Source organism: Streptomyces sp. NPDC111507 (assembly GCF_055638955.1).
The window spans coordinates 195,806-222,050 of record NZ_JBVKBU010000004.1 but is presented as its reverse complement, the minus strand read 5'-3'; the positions used below and the strand labels follow the sequence as shown (position 1 = coordinate 222,050).

General features: G+C 68.3%; 25 protein-coding genes and 1 pseudogene. 5 read left to right on the top strand and 21 right to left on the bottom strand.

Annotation, left to right across the window (positions count from 1 at the left end; all coding sequences use genetic code 11):
• Nucleotides 1–21 precede the first annotated feature (21 nt).
• A complete protein-coding gene (locus tag ACZ7M2_RS18645; RefSeq protein ID WP_471596522.1) occupies nt 22–705 on the top strand; it encodes a maleylpyruvate isomerase N-terminal domain-containing protein in 684 nt (227 codons plus the stop codon).
• 203 nt (nt 706–908) lie between these two features.
• Here the strand turns inward: ACZ7M2_RS18645 and ACZ7M2_RS18640 are convergent.
• The 5 genes and pseudogenes from ACZ7M2_RS18640 to ACZ7M2_RS18620 form a co-directional block, all read right to left on the bottom strand.
• Nucleotides 909–1,013, bottom strand: a pseudogene (locus tag ACZ7M2_RS18640) (EamA family transporter); the annotation flags it as partial.
• Nucleotides 1,014–1,097: 84 nt separating this feature from the next.
• Nucleotides 1,098–1,604 (bottom strand): YbaK/EbsC family protein, encoded by a 507-nt coding sequence (locus ACZ7M2_RS18635; protein ID WP_471596174.1) that lies wholly within the window; start codon nt 1,602–1,604, stop codon nt 1,098–1,100.
• Between the two features lie 77 nt (nt 1,605–1,681).
• Nucleotides 1,682–2,494: a DUF4253 domain-containing protein gene (locus ACZ7M2_RS18630; RefSeq protein WP_471596173.1), complete on the bottom strand. Its 813-nt coding sequence runs from the start codon at nt 2,492–2,494 to the stop codon at nt 1,682–1,684.
• A 118-nt stretch (nt 2,495–2,612) separates the two neighbouring features.
• Complete coding sequence (locus tag ACZ7M2_RS18625) at nt 2,613–4,283, bottom strand: penicillin-binding transpeptidase domain-containing protein (RefSeq protein WP_403688965.1); 1,671 nt, start codon at nt 4,281–4,283, stop codon at nt 2,613–2,615.
• 97 nt (nt 4,284–4,380) lie between these two features.
• Nucleotides 4,381–6,021 (bottom strand): penicillin-binding transpeptidase domain-containing protein, encoded by a 1,641-nt coding sequence (locus tag ACZ7M2_RS18620; RefSeq protein WP_471596172.1) that lies wholly within the window; start codon nt 6,019–6,021, stop codon nt 4,381–4,383.
• Between the two features lie 351 nt (nt 6,022–6,372).
• On the opposite strand from ACZ7M2_RS18620, the gene ACZ7M2_RS18615 reads away from it, so the two are divergent.
• On the top strand, nt 6,373–9,240 hold the full coding sequence (locus ACZ7M2_RS18615; protein WP_471596171.1) for a PKD domain-containing protein: 2,868 nt from the start codon (nt 6,373–6,375) through the stop codon (nt 9,238–9,240).
• 943 nt (nt 9,241–10,183) lie between these two features.
• Complete coding sequence (locus ACZ7M2_RS18610) at nt 10,184–11,479, top strand: Yip1 family protein (RefSeq protein ID WP_471596170.1); 1,296 nt, start codon at nt 10,184–10,186, stop codon at nt 11,477–11,479.
• 205 nt (nt 11,480–11,684) lie between these two features.
• Here ACZ7M2_RS18610 and ACZ7M2_RS18605 read toward each other — a convergent pair whose 3' ends face one another.
• The 14 genes from ACZ7M2_RS18605 to ACZ7M2_RS18540 form a co-directional block, all read right to left on the bottom strand.
• Entirely contained in the window at nt 11,685–12,950 is a 1,266-nt protein-coding gene (locus ACZ7M2_RS18605) for a tyrosine-type recombinase/integrase (protein ID WP_471596169.1), read from the bottom strand.
• Between the two features lie 90 nt (nt 12,951–13,040).
• Nucleotides 13,041–13,286: a helix-turn-helix domain-containing protein gene (locus ACZ7M2_RS18600; RefSeq protein WP_471596521.1), complete on the bottom strand. Its 246-nt coding sequence runs from the start codon at nt 13,284–13,286 to the stop codon at nt 13,041–13,043.
• 445 nt (nt 13,287–13,731) lie between these two features.
• The gene (locus ACZ7M2_RS18595; RefSeq protein WP_471596168.1) at nt 13,732–15,213 is read right to left on the bottom strand and encodes an ATP-binding protein; all 1,482 of its coding nucleotides are present in this window, start codon (nt 15,211–15,213) and stop codon (nt 13,732–13,734) included.
• The gene (locus ACZ7M2_RS18590; RefSeq protein ID WP_471596167.1) at nt 15,206–16,084 is read right to left on the bottom strand and encodes a bifunctional DNA primase/polymerase; all 879 of its coding nucleotides are present in this window, start codon (nt 16,082–16,084) and stop codon (nt 15,206–15,208) included. The genes ACZ7M2_RS18595 and ACZ7M2_RS18590 overlap by 8 nt, the downstream gene beginning before the upstream one ends.
• 85 nt (nt 16,085–16,169) lie before the next feature.
• The gene (locus ACZ7M2_RS18585) at nt 16,170–16,367 is read right to left on the bottom strand and encodes a hypothetical protein (protein WP_382149632.1); all 198 of its coding nucleotides are present in this window, start codon (nt 16,365–16,367) and stop codon (nt 16,170–16,172) included.
• A 20-nt stretch (nt 16,368–16,387) separates the two neighbouring features.
• Nucleotides 16,388–16,846 (bottom strand): hypothetical protein, encoded by a 459-nt coding sequence (locus ACZ7M2_RS18580; protein WP_471596166.1) that lies wholly within the window; start codon nt 16,844–16,846, stop codon nt 16,388–16,390.
• A gap of 204 nt (nt 16,847–17,050) precedes the next feature.
• Nucleotides 17,051–19,180, bottom strand: coding sequence for an FtsK/SpoIIIE domain-containing protein (locus ACZ7M2_RS18575; protein WP_471596165.1), 2,130 nt, complete (start codon nt 19,178–19,180; stop codon nt 17,051–17,053).
• 106 nt (nt 19,181–19,286) lie between these two features.
• Nucleotides 19,287–19,604 carry a hypothetical protein gene (locus ACZ7M2_RS18570; protein ID WP_471596164.1) on the bottom strand — a complete coding sequence of 106 codons (318 nt, stop codon included), beginning with the start codon at nt 19,602–19,604 and terminating at the stop codon, nt 19,287–19,289.
• 2 nt (nt 19,605–19,606) lie between these two features.
• Nucleotides 19,607–19,792: a hypothetical protein gene (locus ACZ7M2_RS18565; RefSeq protein ID WP_471596163.1), complete on the bottom strand. Its 186-nt coding sequence runs from the start codon at nt 19,790–19,792 to the stop codon at nt 19,607–19,609.
• Nucleotides 19,789–20,193 carry an RRQRL motif-containing zinc-binding protein gene (locus ACZ7M2_RS18560; RefSeq protein ID WP_471596162.1) on the bottom strand — a complete coding sequence of 135 codons (405 nt, stop codon included), beginning with the start codon at nt 20,191–20,193 and terminating at the stop codon, nt 19,789–19,791. The genes ACZ7M2_RS18565 and ACZ7M2_RS18560 overlap by 4 nt, the downstream gene beginning before the upstream one ends.
• Nucleotides 20,193–21,065: a protein spdB gene (locus ACZ7M2_RS18555; protein ID WP_471596161.1), complete on the bottom strand. Its 873-nt coding sequence runs from the start codon at nt 21,063–21,065 to the stop codon at nt 20,193–20,195. The genes ACZ7M2_RS18560 and ACZ7M2_RS18555 overlap by 1 nt, the downstream gene beginning before the upstream one ends.
• Nucleotides 21,062–21,511, bottom strand: coding sequence for a Pycsar system effector family protein (locus tag ACZ7M2_RS18550; protein ID WP_471596160.1), 450 nt, complete (start codon nt 21,509–21,511; stop codon nt 21,062–21,064). The genes ACZ7M2_RS18555 and ACZ7M2_RS18550 overlap by 4 nt, the downstream gene beginning before the upstream one ends.
• Complete coding sequence (locus ACZ7M2_RS18545) at nt 21,508–21,774, bottom strand: DUF6284 family protein (protein ID WP_471596159.1); 267 nt, start codon at nt 21,772–21,774, stop codon at nt 21,508–21,510. The genes ACZ7M2_RS18550 and ACZ7M2_RS18545 overlap by 4 nt, the downstream gene beginning before the upstream one ends.
• Before the next feature lie 202 nt (nt 21,775–21,976).
• The gene (locus ACZ7M2_RS18540; protein ID WP_471596158.1) at nt 21,977–22,360 is read right to left on the bottom strand and encodes a RapZ C-terminal domain-containing protein; all 384 of its coding nucleotides are present in this window, start codon (nt 22,358–22,360) and stop codon (nt 21,977–21,979) included.
• A 498-nt stretch (nt 22,361–22,858) separates the two neighbouring features.
• Between ACZ7M2_RS18540 and ACZ7M2_RS18535 the strand changes: the two genes are divergently transcribed.
• Together ACZ7M2_RS18535 and ACZ7M2_RS18530 are read left to right on the top strand one after the other, a co-directional pair.
• Entirely contained in the window at nt 22,859–23,626 is a 768-nt protein-coding gene (locus ACZ7M2_RS18535) for a GntR family transcriptional regulator (protein WP_471596157.1), read from the top strand.
• Complete coding sequence (locus ACZ7M2_RS18530) at nt 23,623–24,192, top strand: GNAT family N-acetyltransferase (protein ID WP_471596156.1); 570 nt, start codon at nt 23,623–23,625, stop codon at nt 24,190–24,192. Before ACZ7M2_RS18535 ends, ACZ7M2_RS18530 begins: the two co-directional genes overlap by 4 nt.
• 228 nt (nt 24,193–24,420) lie before the next feature.
• Here ACZ7M2_RS18530 and darG read toward each other — a convergent pair whose 3' ends face one another.
• Complete coding sequence (gene darG, locus ACZ7M2_RS18525) at nt 24,421–25,482, bottom strand: type II toxin-antitoxin system antitoxin DNA ADP-ribosyl glycohydrolase DarG (protein ID WP_471596155.1); 1,062 nt, start codon at nt 25,480–25,482, stop codon at nt 24,421–24,423.
• 39 nt (nt 25,483–25,521) lie between these two features.
• Complete coding sequence (gene darT, locus ACZ7M2_RS18520) at nt 25,522–26,211, bottom strand: type II toxin-antitoxin system toxin DNA ADP-ribosyl transferase DarT (protein WP_471596154.1); 690 nt, start codon at nt 26,209–26,211, stop codon at nt 25,522–25,524.
• Between the last annotated feature and the right edge of the window lie 34 nt (nt 26,212–26,245).

The following is a 26,245-nucleotide window of genomic DNA, read 5'->3' as shown; positions in this document are numbered from 1 at the left end:
TGGTTGGGTAGCTTGATCGGCATGGAGCAGGGGCGGGTAGGTGAAGCGTTTCGTCTTGAGGCGGGGCAGCTCGCGCGGACGATGACGGGGGTCTCGGGGGCCGAGTGGCGTCTGCCGACGCGGTGCGCACCGTGGACGGTGAGCGAGTTGCTGGCGCATGTCCGGGTGGTGATTGCCTGGCTGCCGGGCATGCTGGCCGCGCCGGCGCCGAACCGTGCCGAGGTCTCGGCGGTGGAGTACTACCGGCCCGACGACCGTTTCGCTCCGGACACCGACGCGGCTCGGATCGCTCTGGCCCAGGATCATGCGGCCGAGCAGCTCAGCGGTGCCGTGCTTGCCGAGGACTTCAACGCCACTTGGCGACAGGTGGACCGACTGTGCCGGGCCGAGCCCGAAGGGCGTGTGGTGCGCACCCGGCACGGCGATCCGATGCTCCTGTCGGAGTTCCTGCTGACGCGCGTGGTTGAGGTCGCCGTGCACGGCCTGGACCTGGCCGACGCCCTGGGGCGCGAGCCGTGGCTGACTTCCCAGGCAGCAGATTTGGTGCAGGATCTTCTGCTCGGGCCGGAGGGGGCAGCGGCACTGGAGAAGCTGGGCTGGGGTCAGCTCCGCTTCCTGCGCAAGGCGACGGGGCGCGAGCCGATCACCAGGGAGGAAGCAGGGGACGTCAACCGCTTGGGCATCCGATGGCTCACGCTGGGTTGAGAACGTTGGCAACTGACGTCAAAGAGACGGTAGATCCCCATCGCGCTCTCATGGCGCGGAACGAGGCCGGGGCGCACGGAATTACTTCTCCAGCCCCCTGACCAGGGAATTCATTACTGCACGAGCACGCCTTGACTGAGGACTCGCGCAGGGCGGCGAAGGGCCGCAGGACGGGGACGAGCTGGGAGCACAGGCGGTAGGCGGCGTACGCCGAGTACATCCACGACGGTGTACGCGGCGATCGACACACCGGTGGCCAACGCCGCGTCGATGGCGGCCCAGTTGGGGCGCCGCCCACGCGTTCGCCACCTCGTGCGCGAACACGGCCGCCGGCACCGCCACGAACGGCATCGGCACCAGCCCGATCAGCACCGCCGCGGTGACCAGCGGCGTCACGGGTGCTGCTCGCGCACGTCCACCAGCGTGCCGCCCGCATGCGCGACCAGCGTCTTGGGGTCCATGGGGAACACGGTGTACGGGGTGCCGGCCGCGGCCCACACCACGTCGTGGCCGAGCAGCGAACGGTCCGCGAGCACCCGCGTCCTCGTACGGTGGCCGAAGGGCGGCACCCCGCCGATCGCGTACCCGGTCGTCTCCCGTACGAGCTCGACCCTGGCCCGCGTCACCTTCTCGGCCCCGAGTTCCCGCCGCACGAGCTCCACGTCCACGCGCGACGCCCCGTCCATCAGCACCAGCACCGGCACGCCGTCCGCGGCGAAGATCAGCGACTTGCAGATCTGGCTCAGCTCGCACCCGATCGCGGCGGCGGCCTCCTCGGCGGTACGGGTCGCGTCCGGGAAGCGGCGGATGCGCAGCAGCAGATCGGCGAGACCCAGGTCCGCCAGGGCCTCGGCGAAACGGGGGTGGGCTCCGGACTCTTCGGCGGCGTCGGTCGTCATGGGCGGCACGCTATCGGTCGGTGTAGGAGGCACGCGAGCGGGTTCCGGCGCGCCGCGTGCCGGGTCTCGTACCGGTCCTAGTCCCACCAGAAGCGCCACAGCGGGGCATCGACCAGGGAGGCGGCGTAACGGGGGAAGGGGGTCGGGGGGTCGTTGACGATGTTGTCGGCGGTGGTCAGGAGGTGTTCGAGCGCGATGTGGGCGGCCTGCTGTTCGTCGCGCGGCGGGCTCGCGACGGAGACGTACAGCGTCGCTCCGACGACGGTGAGGACACGGGCGCCGAAGCGGTCCTCCCAACTGCGCAGGAGAGCGCAGAGCAGGGGCAGTGGCGCCTCCGCACGCCAGCCGACGACGGCGGGGATGTCGGCGCTGCGTGCGGCGGCGACGAGGCCGAGACGGGCGTCCGTCGCGTTGTACGGGTCGTCGGCCATGAGGTGGGCGAAGGCCGAGCGGGCGGCCTCGTCCGGGTCGACGCCGCAGGAGGCGAGGGTGGCGGGGGCCAGCCCGGGCCAGTGGTCGAAGGGCGCGCCGGGGTCGTCCTCCCACGGCTCCACGAACGGCGCGATGTCCTCGGGCAGTTCGAGCGGTTCGGACGGAGCGGCGAGCCGGGCGAGTTGGTCACGCCGGTACGCGCGCCAGCTCTGCTCCAGCTCGGCTTCGAGGTCGACGGCGGCTATCTCGGCGAGGTCGAGCGAGCGCGGCCGGTCGTCGTCCCCGTAACAGAGGATCGGCAGCAGACCGGTCTCGCCCTGCTGCCGCTGGCAACGTGTCCACCAGGCCAGGGGGTCCGACGGAGGCGTGTCGGAGCGCCACATGACGGGGGAGCCGTCGGGGACGGCACGGCCTGCGGGCAATCCCGCGGGCAGTCCCGCGGGAAGGGAGAACGTCATGCGCGGAGCGTAGAGGCCCCCACTGACATGGCTCCCGAGTCGCTCTCAAGTCCCTCCCGAGCCGCATGACGCAGGGCCCCCCGCCCCCCGCCCGCACAGGTCCTGGTTCCCCGCCCGGCTAGCTCCCCGCCTTCAGGAGCGCCGCCACGATCGGGCCCGCCGTGTCGCCGCCGTGGCCGCCCTGTTGGACGACGCCCGCCGCGGCGAGGTCGCCCTTCCACGCGGTGAACCAGCCGTTGGGCTTCTTCTGGCCGTCGACCTCCGCGGAGCCGGTCTTCGCGCCGTAGTCGGGGCCGAGGCCGGACATCGCCTCGGCGGCGGTGCCGTACGCCGCCGTGTACTGCATGAGTTCGCGGAGCTGGGCGAGGGTGGTGGCGGAGAGGGTGCGGGAGGCCGTCGCCAGCTTGCGGTTGTCGACCGTCGGAGACACCAGGTACGGCTGGTGGAAGGCGCCCGTCTTGACCGTGGAGGCGACCGAGGCCATGTTCAGCGGGTTCATGCGGACCCCGCCCTGGCCGATCAGCGAGGCCGCCATCTGGGCCGCCGACTGGACCGGGACCGAGCCGTCGAAGGACGGGACGCCGATGGCCCAGTTGTTCATGGACAGGCCGAAGTACTGCTGCGCCTGGTTCGTCAGGTCAGAGTTCGACAGCTTCTTGGCCTGGCTGATGAAAGCGGTGTTGCAGGAGCGCGCGAAGCTCGCCTTGAACGTGCCGCCCTTGATCTCGAACTTGTCGTCGTTCTGGAACTTCCAGCCGCCGTACGTCACGTACTTCGGGCACGGGTGCTGCTTGTCGGCCGAGGCGAGCCCCTTGTCGATGAGCAGCGACGACGTGATGACCTTCATGGTGGAGCCGGGGGCCAGCGAGCCCTGGAAGGCCGTGTTGAAGCCGTGGCTGGTGTTGGCGACCGCGAGGATCTCGCCCGTCGAGGGGCGCATCAGGACCACGGACGCCCGGTCCTTCTTGGCGACCTGCTGCTCGGCGTCGGCCTGGAGGGTCGGGCTGAGCGTGGTCTTCACGGTCCCCGGGGTGCCCTCGCTGAGGGTCACCAGGGTCTTGTCGGGGGTCTTCTGGGTGCCCTTGGTGGCGGCCTTGCGGACCACACGCAGTTCGATGCCCGCCTTGCCGCCGGCGATCTTTCCGTACTTCTCGCGCAGCCCGTCCAGCACCGTGCCCAGCGAGGGGTACTTGGCCGTGGTGATCTCGCCGCCGTCCCGGTCGAGAGCGGTGACCGGGGGAGTGCCCGCAGGACCGGTGACCAGGCGGTCGCCGTCCTGGAGGTCGGGGTGCACGACCGACGCCTTCCAGCCGACCAGCGCCACACCGTCCTTGGCGCGCCGCACGACGGTCAGTTTCGAGTCGTACGCCAGGGGCTTGCTCTTGCCCTTGTACGTGACGGTGGCCTTGACGGAGAAGGGGACGGAGGACCCGGACGCCGTGCCCGGAGTCAGCTTGACGCCGGTGATGTGGGCGTCCTTGCCGTAGCCGGTCAGCAAGGTCGTCGCGGCCGCCGAGTCGTCGGTGGCCGCGGCCGCCTTCGCGACGTCACCGCTCTGCCAGGCGGTCAGGAACCGCGTGGACAGCGCCGTGACCTCGGCCGCCGACGGCGGACCGGTCTTCACGGCCTTGTGGGCGGCGGTCTCCGACGTGCGGTCCTCGGCCGACGCCCCGCCGCCGTACAGGCTGTAGGCGCCGAACGCCCCGCCGCCGACGACCACCGCGATCAGCCCGCCGACCACGGCGGGCTTCGTCTTTCGTCGCTCGGCGACGCGCCTTCTGTTCCCCACAGTTTTCGATCCTCCGCCTGTTCCCCAAGTCCCCCGGCACCCTCATGCTCCTCAACGAGAACCCCTACCCTAGGGTCCCGCCCTGTCAAGGGTGACTTCAGCCGCCCGTTCGTAGCACAGCTGCGACGATCGGACCGGCCGCGTCCACCCCGTGACCGCCTCCCTGGGTCATCGCGGCTGCCGCGATGTCGTTCCGATAGCCGGTGAACCAGCTGTTCGACCTGGACTGGGCGTCGACCTCGGCCGAACCCGTCTTGGCGCCGATGGTGCCGCCGAGCCCCGCCATCACCTGGGCGGCGGTGCCGCTGGTCGCGGTGAGGTTCATCATCGCGCGCAGCTGCGCCGACGTACTGCTGGGCAGGCCCTTCGCCGTCGCCAGTACCCGGTCGTCGAGCTTGGGCGAGACGATGACCGGCTGCCGGAAGGTGCCCGTCAGCACCGTCGCTGTGACCGACGCCATGTTCAGCGGGCTCATCTGGACCTGGCCCTGGCCGATCGCGTTCGCGGCGCGGTCCGGGCCGCCGGAGGCGGGGACGCTGCCGTCGAAGGAGGGGATGCCGGTCTTCCAGTTGTTCTGGCCGAGGCCGAAGCGCGTCTGTGCCTCGGTCGTCAGGGACTCGTCCGTGAGCGGCTTCTCGTCGATCAGTTTCACGAAGGCCGTGTTGCAGGACCGCATGAAGCTGTTGGCGAGGCTCGCCTTCTCGTTCGGCGCGAGGTTGGTGAGGTTGTGGAAGGTCTGGCTCTGCCAGGTCGCGGTCTCCGGGCAGGGCGCCGGGCCGTTCATGGTGGTCACGCCGTTGTCGATGAGCATCGCCGCGGTGATGATCTTCATCGTGGAGCCGGGGGCAAGGGTGCCCTGGAAGGCCGCGTTGAAGCCGTCCGCACGGTGGTTGGCGACCGCCAGCACCTCACCGCTGCTCGGCTGCACGGCGACCACGGAGGACTCGGCGTACCGGGCGACCGCCTTCTCCGCCGCGGCCTGCACGCTCGCGCTGAGGGTGGTGCGCAGCTTGCCGGCCTTGCCCTTGGCGAGGGTCACCAGGGCGGTGTCCCCCGCGCCCTCGGTCGCGTGATGGATCGCCAGCTCGACTCCGGCCGTACCGCCCGCCGTGTCGCCGTACTTCTCGCGCAGCGCGTCCAGGATCGGTCCCAGCGAGGGGTACTTCTCCTTCGTCAGGACAACGTTGTTCCGGTCCACGGCCTCGATGGGCGGGCTCGCCGAATCGCCCGTGACCAGCGTGTCCCCCTCCTGCAACTCGGGATGCACGACGGACGGCTTCCAGTCGACCAGCGCCTTCCCGGTGGTCTCGCCGCGTACGACGGTCAGCCGGGAGTCGTACGCGAAGGGCTTGGACTTCCCTTCGAACGACACCGTCGCCTTGACGGAGAACGGCACGGTGACTCCCGTCGCCGCCCCCGGGGTGATCTTCACACCGGTGAGGTGTGCGTCGTCGCGGTAGCCGGCCAGCAACTCCTGCGCCTTCTGGGCGAAGTTGGTGTACGCGGCGGCCTTGGCGGCGTCCCCCTGCTCCCAGGCGGCGAAGAACTTCGTCGAGGTCTCCTTGACCTCCGCGCTGCTCGGCGGTCCCGTCTTCACGGCCGCGGGTCCGCCGTTCCCCGAGCCCCCGCCCTCGCTCCCGCTGAGCGCCGACATCACATTGAAGGCGCCGTATCCGGCACCCCCCACCATCACGGCGAACACACTGCCGATGACGGCGGCCTTTGCCCCCTTGCGCATCGCGCGAAACCCTCCCCGTGGACCCCTCCCCCGAACTTCTGAACGCGTTCAGAAAAGCCGGTCTGCAGGGCACTGTATGCGGGACGAGTGGCGAGTGGGGTGGAGGTTCTCCGAATCGTTAAACCCGGATGTCCAGCCGCATCCGTGAACGCCGGTCATCGACCGGGATGAACGGCTCGCCCCAACGCGCCCTGGACAGACCGGTCTTGGGCAAGGCGAGGGTGGATCATGGCCGTTTCTTGGGCGTGAGCCTGACACGATGACGCAGCTTCACCAGTTTCACCGGCCTCACCAGTTTCACCAGCGTGACCACCCTCACTGCCCTCACCGCGAACGCTTCGTGGAGACCTCATGCATAGACCTCGCCCCGCTGTCGGGGTGTCCGTGGCCGTGCTCATCGTGGCGGGGGTGATGAGTGGCTGGGGTACCGGCAGGGCGACGGCGGACGCGGGTTCGGCCGGGACGTTGTACGTGAACCACGACGTGACGTGCAGCGACACGGGCGCGGGCACCCAGAGCGCGCCCTTCTGCACGGTGCAGGCGGCGGCGGACGTGGTGGAGCCGGGGCAGACGGTCCGGATCGAGTCGCCGGACCATCTGTCGTACTCGGGGTCGGTGACCTTGACCAGGTCGGGCACCAAGGACGCCCCGATCACGTTCACCGGGGCGCCCCTCGCCGTGGGCGGTTCGGAGGCGGAGCTCGCGTCCACCGGATCCGCGCCGGCGCTGACGCTCAAAGCGGTGCACGACGTACGGGTCGAACACCTGGCGTTCTGGTACCGCGGCGGGGACGGGGTGGCGGTGACGGGCTCCCAAGGCGTCGGCCTCGACCGGCTGTCGTTCCCCCGCCCCGCAGTGCGGGCCCCCAGCGCGGGGACCGCGGTCACCGTGGACGGCGCGTCCTCGGACGTGACCGTGTCGCGGAATCGGATCGGCGACGGATACGCCTACGGCGTGCGGGTGGAGCCGGGAGCGGCGCGGGTCACCGCGACGACCAACGTGGTGACCACCCCGGGGCTGGGCGGCATCGTAATGACGGGGACGACCGGCGCGAACGTGACGAGCAACACCGTCATCGCGCCCTGCGCCACCGGAATCTCGCTGGACGGCCAGATCTCCGGGACGGTGGAGAACAACGTGGTCGCCTCCACGGCGGCGAGGCAGAGCGCTACGTGCCAGGCGCCCACCGCTCCGCTGTACGCGGTGTCGGCCGAGTCGGCGGGTCGGGTCACCGGCGACTACAACGTGGCGGCGAACGGTGCGGGCGGCTCCGCCCGCCCCCGCCCCGAGTACGCGTGGGCCGGCACCCCCTACGCCACCACCGCGGCACTGCGGGACGGGACCGGGCAGGGTGCGCACGACATCGACGGGCTCAACGCGCAGTTTCTGGCGGTACCGTCCGAACACTCCCCACTCATCGACTCGGCCGACGCCGACGCGCCCGGCGAGCTCACCACCGACATCGACGGTGTCCCGCGCGTGGACGACCGGATCGTCGCCGACACCGGCACCGGCACGACGACGTACCTCGACCGGGGCGCCTTCGAGCGGCACGACATCATCAACGTTCCGAACGGCGGCTACCCGTCGCCGACGACCGGCGTCGCGCCGTTCGTCACCTCGTGGAAGACCGACGGCGCCACCAGTTCGTGGGGCGAACCACTCACGTACTCGTTCGACTTCGGGGACGGCACCGCCCCGGGCACCGGCACCCCGGGCGACCCGATCACACACAGCTACACCACGCCGGGTAGATACTCCGCGAGGATCACGGTGACTGACGCCGACGGATCGACCCGGACCGGGTGGTACGGCGAGGGCGTGGCGGGTACGGCCACCCCGCCCGCCGCGTCGCTGTCCGCCGCCGCCGACACCGTGGACGGGCAGGTCAACGCGGGATACGCGCGGTTCACCCTTGCGGCACCGGCGGACGCGTGGGAGGTCGCCTACCAGACCCTGACATTCGGTGACGGCAACCTGGAGAACCTGCCCGCCGGCCTCCAGGCGGAGCACCAGTACCCCGCCCCCGGCACGTACACCGCCACGCTGACGCAGACGGACCGGCTCGGCCGGGTCACCACCGCCAGAACGACCTTCCACGCCGCGGACGCCTTCGTCCCCATGACCCCGCAGTTCGACACGGAGAAGACCATCGCGGCCCACGGGGTCCTGAAGCTCTCGGCTGCCACCATGGGGGCCGACTCCGACGGCGTGGACGCGGCCCAACTGCAGATCGTCGCCAGGGAGGCCAGGGCGGGCGGCTCCCTGACCCTCTACACCGACGGCACCACCCGGCCGGGCACCTCCAGCATCAACTTCGAGCCCGGCCGGACGACCACCAACGAGGCGACCGTCAAGGTCACTCCGACCGGCTCGGTCGACGTCTACAACGGCAGCTCCGGCCCGGTGACCGTCGAGGTCGGCACGGTCGGCCTCCAATCGCACGCCCAGTTCGCCCGGACCTACCACCCGGCTACGCCGGTCCGTCTGCTCGACACCCGAAGTGGCACCGGCGCCGCCGCCGGCCCGGTCGCGGGCGGCCGCGCGGTGACACTGACAGTCGCCGGCACCCACGGCGTCCCGACCGGGGCGAACGCGGTGGTGCTCAACGTCGCGGCGACCACCACCAAGGCCTCCGGCAGCCTCACCGTCTCCACCCACGGCACCTCCGACTCCAGCGTGACGGGCCCGTTCTGGACGACCGGGCAGACCGCCTCCGACCAGATCGTGCTCCCGCTGGTGGACGGCAAGGTCGTCCTGCGCAACACCAGCAGGGCGTCGGCGAACCTCGCCGCGGACCTCGTCGGCTGGTACGGCCCGACCGTGAGCGGTGCGGAGTTCCAGCCGGTCGGCCCGGCACGGATCCTGAACACCCGCACCGGCACCGGAAGCGGCAGAACCGCCAAGCTCGGTGCCCACGCCACGCTGAAGCTCAAGGTCGCTGGTGCGCACGGGGTCCCTGCGAGCGGGGTGAGCGCCGTGGACCTCAACCTCACCGTGCCCTCGCCGTCCGGCACCGGCTATCTCATCGCCTACGCCGACGGAACCTCCCGCCCCGGCGTGCACTCGGTCGACTTCACCGCCGGACACACCGTGGCCGACCGCGCGCTGGTCAAGGTCGGCACCGACGGCGAGATCGACCTGTACAACGCGGGCTCCACCGCTGTCGACGTCTACGCCGACCTCCTCGGCGACTACACCGTCCACCCGGCGGGCTGACCGACCGACGACCACCAACGGCAACGACGCGGGGCGGCTTGGGCCGTCTCCGCGTCGTGATCTTGAGGGGGCGACGCCGGACGGAGGCTGTCGACCGCCTTCCGGGAAATCCCTCGTTGCTCGGCATGAGGTGCGTGTAGGTCCGGAGAGTGAACCCCGGGTCGGCGTGACCGAGGTGGGAACTCAGGGCCGGGATTCCCTCGCCGGTGTCCAGCAGTATGGACGCGTAGGAGTGCCTGAGCACATGCGCATTCCGTCCTCGGGGGCTGACACATCGCGCTCGCCCGCTTCCCGTGCCAGGATGATATCTGCGGCTGTCAGAGCGGGCTTCCGGTGGTGATCGCTGAAGTTCGAACTCTCCTGGACCTCTGCCCCTTTTTCTGGTGCACCCGCCTTTCGGCGTGATGCCTGATTCGGCCCGTCTCCGAGGGATAGTTCTGCCCACACTGAATCTGCTGTTCTGCCTAATTTCCTACTTGGACCGTGCAGGGAATCCGCTGGAAGGGCGCACCTGTAAATGGCATAAACGGCGGATAGCGAGGCTCTCGTGTTTATTGATCGAAATCGGATCGCGCGCGTAGTAGGGGTTTCCTCTGCTGCTGCGCTGCTCGCTGGTACAGCCGGCTTGGCCGGCGCCGAGGCTGTGATCACAACCGGGAACGGCGCAGTGGTGCATTCGGCCAGCAACCCGCGCCCACCGCTCCCCTCACATACACAAAATGCGCCGAGTGGAGGGAGCGGCGGCGGGCACATTCCCAACACGCCCAACACGCCAACTGCGACGAACGACCCGAACCGCCAGGGTGGCGGCATTCCCAACACGAACAGCACGCACCATATCCTGGGATGACGGCGCCAACGCAGACACGACCAGGACCGTACCCATGTCACGGATGGCGCAATTCGGCGTGCTCTGCCCAACGGTTGCGCTCATGGTGGCTTTATGGAAGAGCCGAATGTTGTTCGGTCGCACGAAGACGCAAGTGGACGGCCCCGAAACCTTCCCGTAGCGATCGTGATGGCTGCAGGTCTGGTGACCGGCGGCGGCATACTCGCCTGGTTCGGATTGAAGGACGTTAGCGAAGCGCTGTCGTTCGCGGGCCGGACAACCGGCTTCTCCGCATTGGTCTTCGCCCTGCTGATGTTTCTTGCCGTAGTTGCCGCTTGCGACTACTGGGGAGGGCGGAGCTTCAGAGCATCGGGAATGTTCGTCCTGGCCGCCGTTCTGCTTGTCCTGATCATCAACGCCGGACTTTTGGCGATGCAGATAGAAGGACGCGAACCCACGAACTGGCTGATCGCCTGGATTGCTCTTATAGCCTGGTCGGGCTGGGCATTATGGGTGCTCCTGCGGCGCGAAAAAGTCTGGAAAGATATTCCAGCACCCCGCGCGTTCGCCGTGGGGGCCCTGGCGACGACGCTTTTGGCGTTCGGTAACTTTGCGTACTCGCAGGTTTATCTACCCTATTCCACCCCTATGCTCGTCTCGGTTACGGCGGAGTTTGAAAAGCCTGTGGCGAACGATGTCACCGGTGGCACTACGGTGCCGCTGCGTCTGACGCTGAAGAATGGCGGGAAGGTCTCCGCATATGTCCCCCAGAGTATCTACGTGGTCCAGGGGCAATATGAGGACACGAGCCAGGTGGCGGGAACTCGCAAGAACTGGCTGTATGGCGCATCGAACGGTGTTGTCCGGGATAATTTCCAGATCAAGGGCGCGACCGTGATCGAGAATGGCATGATCTTCTATCCCGGCACGGACACGTGGTTGGACCCCGGAGAGACTCGGACGGTGGATCGTGTTATCCGGCTGCCAAAGGATGTCAAGTATCAGACCCTCATGGCTTACGCCGAAGCCATTCTGGTAAGAAAGGATCGGGTATCTCTCGACACTCCCGACGTGCAAAAGTCCTGGGATGAATCATCACTTAAACACGTCAGCGATGCTCCGGAATGGGTGAGAGGTGGCGCACCCGCGAGCGTTGATTTTCTGAAGTGGACGTTTCCTCTGCGTGAGGGAAGTTATCTGACTGCGGCGACAAGAAGGCGAAAACAACTCACCACGTGGTGGGTGCTGCAGAATCCGAACATTTCGGTGACCGTCTCCCCTTCAAAGGGGGAAGAGAATGTCAGGCCGACTGCGCGAGATATGAGCACCCTCCTTGCGCGGTACGGACTGGAATCGATCGACAGTGGGTTCGCCGAGATGCCGATGGAGGCGGTGCTGAAGGGCCGGTGAGGACGACGACCTCGAGGGCGCGGCTGACAACCGCGCCCTCGTGGTGTGTCCGTGCAGCTAGACCCAGGTGTCCAGCCACATCCGCGAGCGCCACTGGTCTATGGGGATCGCCGTGCCCGTGTACAGGGGCCAGAAGTAGATGAAGTCTGCGAGATCTGCCCTGATGGGGCCCCGACCAGGGCGTTTGGCACTGATCGGGGCCGTGTCAGGCTGCTTGGGCCGTCTCTGGGCCGTGATCTTGTGGAGTGGAGGCCAGATAGAGGCTGTCGACGGCCTTTCGCGTACGTCCCTCGCTACTCGGCATCAGGTGCGTGTACGTCCGGAGCGTGAATCCCGGATCGCCGTGACCGAGGTACTGGCTCAGGGCCCGGATGTTTTCGCCCGCGTCCAGCAGCACCGACGCGTAGAAGTGCCTGAGCGCGTGCATGCCGTGCTCGGGGGCCGACGCGTACCGCTCGCCCGCCTCCCGCGCCGGGATGATGCCTGCGGCAGCCAGAGCGGCCTTCCAATGATGGTCGTTGAAGTTGCTCACGCGCACGTGGTTGCCTTCGACCCCGCTGAACAGGAGTCGTTTCGTCACGAGCGTACCGTCCGGCGTACGCCAAGGGAGCGTCACATCGACCGGGGGGAACTCCTTGGCGTGGTCCCGGAGGGCGGCGCTCACGGCCTTCGGCAGCGGCACGTCACGAACCTTGCCGCCCTTCGGCAGCGCGAACACGTACTTACCGCGGATGCGCTTGAGCTGGTGGCCTACGGCCAGCCAACCGCCCTCGTAGTCGAGTTCGTCTTCGGACAGACCGAAGATCTCCCCTTGCCTCAACCCGCACCCCGCTCCGGAGTCGACGGCGGCCCGGAAGCGCCGTTCGAGGGCGGCCCGCACGCCGAACGTCTGGTCTGCCGTCCACGGGGTGACGCGCGGCTTGCCTGGCTTCGGAAGCTGCACCGTTCGGGCGCGGCAGGGGTTCTTGCTCAGGAGTCCGTCGTCGACGGCCGCGCTTAGCGCTGCCGAGACGGTGCCCACGATGATGCGGCGGTGTGATTCCGCCGGCACGGTGTCTTCCAGGGCCGCGATCCAGTCTCGGATGTGCTCCGGCTTGAACGAACCGAGCGGGCGAGTCCCGATGTGGGGGTACGCGTGCAGGCGGAGCCGACGTTCTGCTGCCTCCCGGCTGTTGATCTCGCCCGTGTGCGTCTTCACCCAGCGTTCCGCGTACTGCCGGAAGGTCGTTCGCGCGGTGCGAGGGTCGACGTACTGGCCGCGCGACATGTCGGCCTCGATATGGGTGAGCCACTTCTCAGCGAGCCGCTTTTCCCTGTCGCGGAACGATTTGCTTTTCTCGGTGCCGTCGGGGCCGATGTACCGGGCGCGGTACCTCAAGCCAGTGCCGTAGCGGTCGGATTTCACCTTGACGGTCTTGCCGTCGGGCGTGGTCTCGGTCTTGAACCAGCGGTCTTGAATGTGGCCTGCCATGCGGCGGCGGTCCCTTCTGGGCAAGGAGAAGGGAGGGCCACGGTGTGGCCCTCCCTGGGGAAGCGGTGCGGTGCGCGGTGTCTGGCTGTATCAGCCGGCGTCCTGGTCGGCGCTCTTGCGCTGGGTGACGTAGGTGCGGACGTCGGCAGGGTCGTAGCGAACGTGCTTGCCGATGCGGAAGCCGGGCGGGCCGCTGCGCTTCCGGCGCCACTGGTAGACGGTCTCTTTGGGCACGTCGAACATCTCGGCGATGTCGTCGGGGGTGAGGTACCGATCGGGCAAGCCGCTACGGAGGGTACTTCGGGGGTCGGGTTGAGCGGGATGGGAGCGGCTCATAAGGGGCCTCGGCATCGAGTCGGGATGGCTCGGGGGCTTCTCGCGGTGCGCTTCTGTCCGAGGTTCGGATTTCTGCGTCACCGCGTCATCAGCGTCACTTGAGGCTCTGACCTGCTGTTTTGGGTGACGCGGCGGATTGGGGCTGCGTCACCGCTGCGTCATCGGCTGCGTCACCGGGTGACGCAGGTGACGCAGGATGACGCAGAGCCGGCCGTCTGCGTCATCGCTGTTGCCGCAGGTCAGCGGCCGTTTTCCGAGCCGGGTGACGCAGGTGACGCAGCGTCTTCCCTCTTAGGACAAAGAAGGGGCTGCCTGTTGTAGTTCGGTGCGCCTCACAGAGCGAAGAAGGAGCCGCTGCGCGGCACGACCTTGAGGCGGCGTTCCGCCGAACAGCAAGAGGAGCACGTGCTCCTCTTGCTGTTCGCTTGAGCGTGCGGATCGCGGATCAGAACGCCCGCGTCTGCTCGTGGGGAGGCAGGGTTAGGACGACGGTGCGGGTCATTTCGAGGTAGCGGCCCGCCTTGGTGCGGCCCGAGTCGATGAGGACACCCCGGGCCGCCAGTGTCGGTTGGAGGCGCTTGAGGCGGTCGGAGAGGACTTTGCCCGTGGTCGGCCACCCCTTGGGCAGGGGACGGCCGTCCTCGCCGCTGTAGAGGCGGCCGAGGCAGGACAGCCACTCCGTGGACGTCATCTGCTGCGCCGCGCCCGGCTCGATGGTGTCGGCATACCGCAGGACGGTTTGCGCGAGGAGGTCACCCTCGATCACGTCGTCGTTCAGGTCGTCCAGACTGGCCCGGTATGCGGGGAGCGCTCCGAGGCCGGTTGCCGCGTCGAACTGCGCGCACAGGTGCGCGAAGTCCGCCATCCGCAGATCGGTGGGGGTCTCCGCGTCCACCGCGCGGACCTTGACCGTAAGGTCGAGGAGCGAGCCGAGGACCACGGGCAGGACTTCCGCGTAGTCCGCCCAGAGTTCGGCTTCGGTGCGCCGGACGCGGGGCCGCTCCAAACGCAGAGGCAGGAGCCTCTCCGCTAGGTCGGGGCGGATGACGCCGACGTCGATGCCGGTGAGGAGCAGGGGGCGGCGGTAGCCGACGCGGAACACGTCTCCGTCGGTGAACAGGGCGCGCTTGACGCTCTCGGCTCCGGTCACGATGCAGCACATCGCGTCCGACAGATCCGGGGTCATGTGGGAGAGGTTGTCCAGCGCGGTGATCCATCCCGCCGCCACCGCCGCAATGAGGTTCTCCTCGTCCTTCGGCGCCCGTCGCAGGTCACCGCTCATCCCCTCGATGATCCGGGTGAGCATCCGGCCCCCGGTCGACTTCCCCGCCCCCTGCGGCCCGGTGAGGAACGGCGCCGGTACCGGCACGGATGGCCCGAGACAACCGATCAGCCAAGCGATGGCCAGGCATTCGGTTTCGGCGTTGGCGAAGTTGCACAGCCGCATCAGCAGGTCGATGCCCTTGCCGTCGGTGTCCTTGGCCGGCAGGGGAAGTTCCCCGGTGAGCTGCGTGCGCCGCCAGCACACCTCACGCGGGTCGGGGACGAGGACTTCCCAGCCGGTGGGGTGGATACGGACGGACTGCCCGTCATCGCGGCCCAAGTCCAGCCACGTCGCCCCGTCGAAACCGGGAGCGACACGGATGTGCACGGCGTGCGTGTCCGCGTCCAACGCGAGGGCTTCGATCAAGTCCAACGCCTCCTTCATCGCCGACCCGTTGAACACGCCGCGCCCGTCCTTGAACAGGCCGACCATGAGTTCCTGCCGGTGGCTGCCCGTGGTGCCCTGCGAGCGCATCGGGCGGGCCACGGGGTGGCCGTTCCGCTGCGCGTACACGGTCCCGTCGGCAGTGCGGAAGTACCGGAAGTGGGACTGTGCGTAGTCCGCGATGATCTGGCGGGCGGGGTCCTTCTCGTCCTCAGACATGGCTCAGTCCCAACGTGGTCAGGGCGTTGGTCCACGCGTCGGTGCAGTGCCGGGGCGACTCCCCCTTGGCCTGCGCGGCGGTGAACAGCCGCGCGGTGTGCGCCTCGGTGAGGCAGCCGCACCGGCCGTGCGTGGACAGCACAGCGAGGAACGTTCGGTAGACGGTGGCGTGCACCGCCTCACGGGCCTCGGTGATGCGCTGCTCCGCCATGGCGATACCACGGTCCAAGTAGGTCGGCGTGCGGTGCGGGCACTCCCCGCCACCGACCGGCGCGGGCACCGTGACGGCCACCGGTCGGACCGTGGCCGGCTCCTTCACGGTCAAGGAGCGCACGACGTCCGGCAGGGCCGTCATGGTGCCGGTACCGGGCCCGAGCCACCGGGCGTACTGCATGGACGACTTGACGTCCACGCCGGGCCGTACGGCGTTGGCGGACTGCATCGCGCCCCGATAGAGCCAGTGCTCACCCCGCGTCGTCGGCACGACCCGCGTGACGGGCAGGCTCGCACGGGCCCACGCGATGGCGTCGGCGTTGTCGAGATCCACCACGGTGAGACCGGCGCCGCCGGGGTGGTAGGCCACGCCCGCCGCTTCCCGCCACGCCCGCCGCCATGTGGGCGAGTTGATGACGTTCGGGTCGATGGTCGCGGCGGCCCAGCCGTGGCAGGGCGCCGGGCAGGTACAGGGGCCGGGGGCTTTCATGTTCGGCCGGCCGCCGCACGCGTTCTTCGCGCAGGCGCGACAGTTCCCGAACGGCACCTTCCCCGCCCGGAGCGGCAGCGGCGGCACACCGGCCGCCGCAAGGTTCAGTGCGGTCCGCAGGTGACCGGGCAGCGCGTGCACTCGTCGGATGTCGGTCGGTTGGGTCATGCTGGAGACCTCCACAGGTCTGTTGACGGCTGGTGGACAAGGGCGGCCCATGGCTTTGGCGAGACGGGGGCCGCCCTTGGCGTAGCTACTGGCTCTTGGCCTGGTGGTCGGTGATGGCGTGCTGCCGGGCGACGGATGCGGCGACGGCGGCGATGTTGCGCGGGTCGTCAACGACGGTGTTGTAGCCATCCCTGTTGCAGTGCTCCCAGACGGCCAGGGCGATGGCTTCCATGAGGGGGTCTCCGTCGGTCCAGACGGCAGGCTTCGTTGCGGGCGCGGTCATGGCTTCCTTTCGAGGGCTGTTCAGCCGTGGAAGTGGTTGCGCTTGATGACGGCTTTGCGGATGTTGACCGTGGTCCCGTCGCGGTGGCCGCTCGCGCTGAAGACCTGCACGGCGACCCATCCGCCGAAGATGACGGCGGCGAGAATGATGAGCTGATGGATCAGCGCGGCGAGCGCGGCGATGAACGTGGTCAGTAGCACGAGGCCGCCGCACACGGCGCCGAACCCGATGCCCCCGAGTGCGATGTTCACCGCGGCGCGGGACACTGCGGGCTTGGTGGCGACGGGTTCGGGTTTGGTGGGCTCGATGGCGTAGCCGGTGACGACTCGCCCGTCGGGCAGGACGATGCTCGCCACCGCAGGGATGCCGGCGGGCTGCATGGGCACGAGGGGCGCGGCCTGAACGGGCGCGAGGGGGGTGGGTTGGTGGATGGTCACGGCCCGTTCGCCGGGCAGATGGCCGAGCTGTTCGGGGTACATGCGGAATCCCTTCCGGTCACGGTTCAGGGAGGAGGAGACACCCCCTTCCGGGGGCGCTGAGAGGGGGGTTTCGGGGGTCTGACCTGGGGTGCCTCCCTGCCTCCCTGAACGATCAATTACGCAGGTCAGAGGCAGGGAGGTGGGTCAGGGAGGGGGTCAGGGAGTTCTCCCTGCCTCCCTGACCCGGGGCGGGTCGGCTCCCTGTCACTCGGAAGCGGAAGCGGAACCCGTCTCGTCGCGGTCGGCGAGCGCGCGGGCGAGGCGGTCACGACCGATGACCATGCGCCCGTCGGACTTGTACGGTTCGGCTCCGGTGCCGTCCAGCACGCGCTTGAGGTCGATGAACGACCACTTGCCGTAGGTGTCCGGGGCGAGCACGGCGAGTCGCTTGAGGACGTCCTGAGTGAGCACGCGGGTGTCCGTGCCGACGACCGAGGCGATGTCGGCGAGCGGGTCACGGACTTCGCGGTCGTTGTCGACGACGTGCAGCGTGGTGATGCCGTTGCGCAGGGTCTTGGCGCGCTCGGCGAGCGCTTCGGCCGCGTCGTCGTCGATGTAGTGGGTGCGCACGGTGATGGATGCCTGGCCGGCCGGGATGGTGATGCCGTCCGAGGCGACCACGAGGGTGCCCTTGTCCAGGCCGGGGCGCAGCAGGTTGGGGGCGGCGCCGCCGTCGACGGCCTTGTCCCCGAGTGCCATGCGGGCCTGCTGTTCGGTGCCCAGGGCGAGCGAGGCGCGGGTGTGGGCGCCTTCCCGGACCAGCTTGGGCAGGTTGTCGTTGGTCGGGTCCTGGGTGCCCTGCCACATCAGCACGTCCACGGCACGGCCCTGGTTGTGGATCTTCCGGACGGCCATGAAGTACCGGGAGGTGGCCTTGGATCCGCCGTAGGGCCGGTTCTCCTCGTCCTTGGCCGGGCACATGAACGCCACCTGTGCTTCGTCGACGATGACGATGAGCGGTGGGAAGACGGCGTGCGGGTCGCTCTGGCGTGCCTGGAGACGGCGGTTCATCTCGTCCACGGCGGCCTCGGCCATCTCTGTCGCCTGGATGACGTGGTCATCGGTGGGGCCCTGGATTAGGACGTCGGCGATGCCGTCCATGAAGCGCCAGTCTCCGACGCCCTTGAGGTCGGCGGTCCAGAACTGCACGGAGCGGTCCAGAGCCAGCCACAGGGCGAGGGAGCGAAGAGCGGCAGTCTTGCCCTGGTTGGACAGACCGGTGATCAGAAGGTGACGTTGGAAGAGGCTGATCTGTGCGGCATCGCCGCGCAGATCCTGACCCCACGGGGCCTTACCGGTCTTGTAGTTCGCGGTCAGGGTCTCGTCGGTGACCAGCGGGGAGGGGCCGATCGGCTCGTCCAGCGCGCCGGAGTCGGCCACCCACAGCCGCACTGTGCGCGCCGCGGTCGGGATGGTGATGAACACCTCGTGTTCGTGCCGGGTGAGGTTCTCTGCGAGCTTGCGCCGCTTGCCCTGCACCTCGTTCGTCGACACCCCCGAGGGCAGCGTGACGTCGACTTCCACGCCGCATCCGGCGATCCGGATCGGTCCGAGCATCGAGGCGCCGGCGTCGCCCATCTCCTTGATGGCGTTGCGCAGCGCGGGCACCCCGAGGTCTCGCAGTGCCTTGACGACGATCGAGGGGGTGATCGGCTCGCCCTCACCGTTGCGGACGTTGGCGGGCAGGGCCCACTGCGGGGCTGCTTGCTGCTTGCTGCCGACGGTCCACAGGGCGAGCAGGGCGAGGAACGGGCCGATCGTGAGGGCCGGACCCCATACGACCTGCACGATCCGGATGAGCAGGGCGATGAAGTCGATGGTGGCTCGGAGTGGGGTGATGACGTCGGTGACGTCGTGGTTGTTGATGGCCATCACGACCCCGAGCGCGACCAGTACCCCGATGCTCACGCCGGTGCCGACCGCAATGCCCTTGGCGGCCTCTACGGGCGAGTGCAGGAGGTCCATGCGGCGGTGGTGGCGGGCGGCACGGAAGCGCTGCAACCGCTCCTCCCACTCCTCGGCCGCCTCAAGGTTCCCCGCGGCTTCGGCCGTACGGATCATGCGCTCGTAGCGGGCTCCGGTCTTGCCGTCCCAGGTGCGGCGGGCCACGATCCGGCCCCCGTTGAACGTGTAGAGGCCGTGCCGTGCCACCGCCCGCACCGTGGTCTTCGTGGTCTCGTGTGTGACCGCGGTCTTGACGGCGCGTCCGGAGCGCACCCACAGCGGCGCCGGGGGCGCCGGCGGGGTGTCGGGTACGACGGTCAGCACCGTGGGCGCCGCGGGGTCGGTTGGGGGGTCGGTGGGCTTGTGGAGGTGAATGACGTTCTCAGACATGCTGAGGGTGCTCCTGACTGCCCTTTTAGGGCGGGAGTTGTGGAGGGCGCCGGGGTGGCCGTGTCCGTGGCAGGGGGCGGGCACCCCGGCGGGTGGTGCGGGCTGGTCACCACCAGCCGGAAGACTTCTTCGCGGCCTTGGCACGGGCGGCCTCGGTGATGAGTCGCTGCCGCTCGCCGTGCAGGGCGGTCAGTTCCGCGTTCAGCCGCATCTCAGCAGCCGACCCGGTGGCGTCCATCCGCTCTTCGGCACGGCCGGTGCTGCGGCCGCGGGAGGCGCGGTAGGCGCCGCCGGCCAGGGCGCGGGCCATGGCGCGGCGCTCCGAGCCGTTCAGCGGCCACCACTCGCCCCGGCGGACGGCTTCGAGCTTCTTCTGCGTGTGCTGGATCTCGCGGTCCAGACGGCGAATGTCGGAGTTGGCCATGGTCATCCCTTCCTGGGGTAGGTGTGGCCGGCGGGCGGCTGGTCGCACCGGTTGGCGTACAGGGCACGGGCGATGGTCTGTTCGAACTCGTCCGGCTCGCGGTCGGGGGGCAGGGAGTCACCGAGGGCGGCCATCAGGCCCACGGTGCGGGCGCAGTCATCGGCGGCGGTCTCACGGCAGATGCTCAACAGGCCTCCTGGTGGGCGGAGTCGTGGCTGTCGGGGTAGGCGCACAGCACGCACATGCCGAGCGAGCGCGGCATGCAGTAGCTGTAAGTGATCTGGCACTTGGGGCAGGTGCGGCGGGCGAGCATCGCCAGCGCGAGCGCGCCCCACTTCCGCGACGTCATCGGCCGTACGGGCTTGGCGAGGTCGACGCGGTAGAGGTAGGCGACCCGGACGTTTCCGGCGCGCCGGTTGACGCGCATGACCTGCGCTGCGATCGGCTGACCGCCCGGACGCAGCCCCCGGGCCCGTAACTGCCGGCGGGTGGCCAACTGGTCGTCGTCGGGGGCGAACTTCCAGGGGTAGGTGGGGATGCCGTAGCGGGCGCCAGACGGGTCGAAGCACTTGCCGAACGCGGCCGACATCAGGCGACCACGCGCTTCCACGCGGCCCGCAGGCGGACCTCGGATGCGGAGTGGCCGGCCGCGCGGAAGCGGGTGGCCATCTCCCGGTACGAGAGGGCGGGGGTTTCGCTGTGGCGGATCTCGTCAACCAGCGCGTCAAGCGCTTCGTCGGTGAGGGCGGGCGCCACGTCCAGCGTGAACGCGGATACCGGCTCGGTGGGTCCCCAGACGGGCAGTTGCCAGTGGGGTGTGACGTCGGGTGTGACGCGGTTCGTCACGCTGGTCAGGGCCCTGCCGGTGTCCTCGCCGTCCCGTGCCGTCTCCAGCGTCGACCAGGCCCGGGAGAGGGTCTGTGCGGTCTTTGCTTGGACGCGTGCGACGCGGGCGCCGGCCTGCGTCACGGCGGTGAGCCGGGTCTCCTCGGTGGTGGCTTCGGCTCGGAGGCGGGCGCGGGCCACGGCGGCTTCGTCGCGGGCCTCTTGCTGGATTCCGCGGATCGCTCCGAGGGCGTTCGGGGTGAGTGCGGTGCGCTCCCACAGTCCGTGGACCAGCCACAGGGCCTTGGCGGCGATGGGCAGCCAGGCCACGGCCAGCCATGCGCCGGCGGACTCTTCGGCGGTGAGTGCGTGGGCGATCAGGACGCCGGCGGCGATCAGGCCGAAGGACCAGCCGACCCCGGTGACGGCGTGGCTGTGGTCGCCTTGCGCTGCGAGGCGGCGTTCGTAGGCGAGGGTGGCCAGCCATCCGCCGTCGATGCCGAGACCGACGACCAGGGCGACCGGCCACGGCATCGCCGTGCCCAGCCACATCACGACCACGGCCAGGGTGAGGACCATGGACACCGCCGTCATCGCGACGGCGGGCAGCACGGTCTTGGTGGTCCTGGCGTTCATGCCGCACCTCCGAGGGAGAGCAGGGCGGCGAGGATGAGCAGGGCGCCGGCGGCGTAGGTGAGATCGATGGCGCGGCGCAGGCAGGTGAACTTGGCGACCGCGAGCCGGGCGAGTCCGGCGATGTCGGCGGCGAGATCGGCCGAGAGGGCACCGGGGATCTCGTCGGGGGTGAGGGTCGCCCACAGCGGGAAGCCGTGCAGGCCGCGCAGGTTCGGGCGGACCGACCGCAGCAGCAGCCCCGCCGCGACGATCAGCAACCCCATGCCCGCGATGCCGGCCGCGAGGGCGGGGCGGGTCAGGGGGAGGTCGTGCCCGACGGTCCACGTCCCGGCGAGGACGGCGCCGACGAACGCCAGCAGCAGGCCAGTCTTCGTGTCGGTGCGGGCGATCTCCGCCTTCACTTCCGCGTGTGCGGCGGTGAGGCTCTGACCGGTGGTGGCGCTCATGCCGCGCCCCCGGTCGCCTCGTCGGTGGTGCGGTTGGCGAGGATCCGCCACTCGGTGAGGACCCGGGCGAGGGCGCGGCGCACGCGGCGGGTGTCGACCTCGTTCGGGGTGTGGTCCATGGCGATGATCTGCGCGTCGATCAGGTCGACATCCGCCAGGATCAGCGGCATTTCCGACTCGATCGCGGCCAGGTCCGCATCCGTCGGTTCGTTCCAGTCGGCGAATGCGGTAACAGCTTCCTGAACAGTGACGATGTGGTTCATTGGGTCGTGTTCTCCCTAGTCGGTGGTACGGCCCGAAGCGGTCCCCGGGGGGCATCCCGGGGACCGCGCGCCGTTGAGGTGAGAGCCGCACGCGAGTGGTGCGGCGGGCCGCAGAGTTGCGGCCGGTGCCCCGGGCCGGATTCGATCCGGCACCGTCGTGGCCCCCGTCGCAGCGCGGCGGGTCCGAGGCGAGAGCGGGCGGTCAGCGCTGGACGACGTCCTTATCGAGGTCGCGGTGCCGGACGGTGACGTCGTGGCCCGCGTCGCGCAGCAGTTCAGCGAGTGCACGGGCGAAGGCGGGGGCGCGGTGCCGGCCTCCCGCACACCCATCGGCGACGGTGACGGTTCCGGCGGACGGGCCGGACGTGAACGCCTCCACCGCCGTGGCGGTCGCGAGTACGAGGGCCGCGATACCCGGCGTGGACAGCACCGCCGTGCGTACCGGCTCGTCGTCCGCGGTCATGTACCGCAGTTCCGGGCTGACGTGCGGGTCTCGGAAGTGCTGGCGCAGGTCGATGGTCATATGCGCGGCGGGCGGCTCGTCGTGCAGGTAGCCGAACGAAACGATCTCGATAGCGGCAGTCATGAGGGACTCCTAGGAGGTGAGGGGGCAGTTCCCGGCTCCCCTCACCCGCCCCGACAGTTCGGCGGGGCGGGATCGGGCAACCGGCAGCGGCGTTCGGCCGCTGAGCCGATCGAGACGAGGGGCGAACCCTCGTGAAGGTGCTGCGGACTTCAGATCACGCAATGCCAGTCACCGCCCCGGGGGGCGGATCCGGGCGGGCCACCCGACCCGACATGGGCGGTCGGGGTGGTGACCCGCACCCATCGACCACCCGTGTTCGGGTGGCTGGGTCGGCACTCTGTTGAGTTCTCAACCAACGGGCGTTTCCTTCGTACTCACCCCTGCGGGCTTTCCTCCGGACGCTGCCAGCGCAAGCGGGCAAACTTGGAGGTGTTGCACCACTTGCTCAGCTTGTTGGTACAAGCTGATGCAGTGATGCTGCACCCACGGGCAGTGAGCCGTCAAGGGGTTAGGGGCTACATGTACCAACAAGAGGTGCGAGTGCGTCATGATGGGGCCATGAACAAGCAGCCGAAGTACCGGCAAGTCGCTGACGTCCTGCGCCGCGAGATCGACAACGGCACCTACGCGCCGGGGGCGCGGCTGCCCTCTGAGAACGACTTGCAGCAGCGCTTCGACGCGTCCAGAAACACGATCCGCAACGGACTAAGCCTGCTGGTCAGCGAAGGTCTGATCACGTCCAGCCAGGGGCTTGGATACGAGGTCAAGTCGCACGAGGTGTTCGAGCTGAACGCGACACGGTTCGAGAATCTGACCTTCCCGCAGAACGGCGACGCCTACAGCACCGACGTGACGAACGCTGGTCGGCGGCCCCACCAGACATTCCGCGTGGAGATGCTCCCGGCTTCGAAGTACGTCGCTGAGCGACTCAAGGTCCCGGCAGGTACGAAGGCGGTATTGCGGTTTTGTCATCGCTATGTAGACGACGTTCCGTGGTCCACGCAGGCGACCTACTATCCGTCCTGGCTCGTCGAGGCGTCGCCGCGACTGGCTGAGCCGGGAGACATAGAGGAAGGCACCACTCGATACCTCGCCTCGCGAGGCATCGAGCAGGTCGGGTACTTCGATGAGATCGCCGCCCGGATGCCCACGCCGGAGGAAGCCCGACTACTGGAGATCGGAGCTGGCGTGCCAGTGATGCTCTGGACGCGTACGGGCTACTCCGCCGATCGCCCTATTCGGTGCACGATCACAACGTTCCGAGGGGATCTGAACCGCATGAACTACGAGATCGGCGAGCTGTCCGCCCGAAACGAGAACGCGTGATCATCACTCCCGCAGAACCACACGACGTGACCAAGTTGCTCAACTTTCGCGAGGAAGCGGCAGCCTGGTTGCGTGGTCTGGGGTCCGACCAGTGGAGCCGTCCGTATCCCGCCGACAAGCTGTTGGCCACGATCGAGGCAGGCACCGTGTTCATGCTCCGGGACGGGCATACGACCGCCGGCACGATTACGCTCACGCCGGACGCCGAAGAGGGGCTGTGGACGGACGGTGAACTGGCCGAACCGTCGATGTTCGTCAACAAGCTCACTGTCGCTCGCGAGTACGCGGGGCAGGACCTCGGGGGCCGGCTACTCGACTGGGCCGGCGACCGTGCGCAACGTGCGGGCGCACGGTGGCTCCGTCTGGACGCGTGGACGACGAACGAGGGGCTTCAGCGCTACTACCTTGCCCACGGTTTCACGCACGTTCGCACTGTCCGGGAGGGCGGGGCAGTGAACGGCGGTCCCCGGGTTTCCGGCTGGCTCGCACAGCGGGCAGCGCGGCAGGCTGATCACGGGTTCGCGGACCGTGCGCCGGCGCCCGAAAGGCTTCGGTTTGCGGCTTGAGCGTGACTCGCGCGGCCCTTTGTGGCCATCCTCCGGCCAATGCACGGCAGATGTTGCTGCCCTGGAGGAGTGCGGCGCAAGTTAGAAGCTATCTGGCTGCACATATCCGACCGGTCTTAAACCGCCGTGGGTTTAAGTCCAGCACTATTGCTGCTGATAGGCGAAGGGCCCGGCACGTTGGCCGGGTCCTTCGTGGCTGTCCTGCTCATAGAGGCTGCGCCTGACCAGCTACAAGAGGCCGGCCTCGGACAATCGTTGCCAAGCGATACGGACATGATCCTCCGTAAAGAGGTGCTGCTTTCGACTATTCCATCCCCTGATACAGGCAGTCACAGACTCAGGCGTAGGTGGTGGAATAACGAGTTCTTCGGCGGCAAACAGGACAGTGCTCAACAGCTCCATCCCAAATGCGTCTTCGAACCCTGCCGTTAGTGTCTGGAACTTGCTCGCGGTCTCTTCGAATTCCGGATACTTCTTCAGGAGTCGCTCGGCGTCTTCTGCGGAGTCTTTATTGATCTCCAAGATCGCCTGAGCGCCACTAGTGCCGTCACCGAAGCCTGTAACGAAGTGGCCCTCCATTGCCGAAACAGCCCTGTCTAGGGGCTGCGAGTACGGGCCGTAGATACCTTTTTCGAAGTGAAGTCCTAGTGGAAGTTTCAGCTTCTGTAGGAAGTATGCAACCTTGTGCGCTTCCAGCAGTGAGACCCGAGGCTCGAAGGCGAGCCCGCGTGCAATTCCATTCCGGATGTAACGGCTGAGCGCGGCGAGAAATGCGGCGCGTTCGCGGGTCATCGCTGGTGCTTCGGTGGCATTCGGCATCGAGGAGGCGCTTGGTGCTCCAGCTGGCTCCCAGACACGAACTTCCACCCCGGGAATAGTTCCCAATGTCTGAAGGATCATTGGTTCGACATCGCGCCATGCGAGCCCACCGTTACCGCATCCAAGAGGTGGTACTGCAATGGACTTCATTCCGCGTTCGACAATCTCGTCTCGCAATGCGACGAGGCCCGAGGCGATATCCTCGATTCGGGAGGGTGCGCGCCAGTGGCGTTTCGTTGGGAAGTTGACGATGAATCTGGGGTTGCCAAACTGCTTAACCTCATGCACATGCATTCGGCCGACCGTGACGTCACCGCGATCGCAAGACGCCTTGTAATCCTCGAAGTTCTCCGGATAAGCCCGCTTGAACTGCAAGGCGATGCCCTTGCCCATGACGCCCACGGTGTTCACCGTGTTAACAAGGGCATCGACATCTGCTAGTAGCAGGTTGCCGGTGCCGCGCGTGATCATCGTTGTCCTTCCCTGAAGGGTCCGTTCGTTACTGCCACGTCAGTAGTACCACTCGCGTCTGACACTCACTGGGATCTCGGTCCCCGCCTCCCGGAGCAGATGCCGCACCTGCTGAGCGTGATCATGATCGAAGGTTGCAACCTCCTGCACGGCGGTCACTGGAAGATGCTCGTGCACGAGAAGTTCTGCCATGCGTCGTCGCATGCGATCGCCGTCGTCGACCGTGTTCGCCCAGTACGGTGCTGCCATGATCTCCCAGTCCACGACGCGTGGCATCATGCTCAGGTCGGTGAAGTGACGGGTGATCGCGCTCGCGCAATTGCCGTCACTGAACACGTACGGCCTTCCGGACGTCCTGACGGCGTCTACGGTCGTGACCAGGTAGACAAGTGGAGTCTGCCCCTCGCGGTACGTAGGTACGCCGCCCCGACTGATCACATACATCATGGGTGATCGCGGGGCGAAGTAGAACGGAACGTAATCAGAAGGGCGTCCGTAAGGGGGCGCAACGATCTGTCGCGTGCGTCGTTCAGCCTTGACGTCCCTGTCGCCGCACTCCATCAGCACTCCGCCCCTGGCTTGCATGACAGTGTCCGAGACCAACTGCTTCTCGGCCAGGATGTCGGACAGGTGGCGCACGTGCGTGAAGTGGAAGAGTTGCCGTTCCCCTACGGTCATCACGAGAACTGAGTAGACCACAGTGGCGCGTTGCTTCGTGCGCTGTTGCACAGTTAATCAGGCTGGCCAGCAGCGGGCTTGAGGG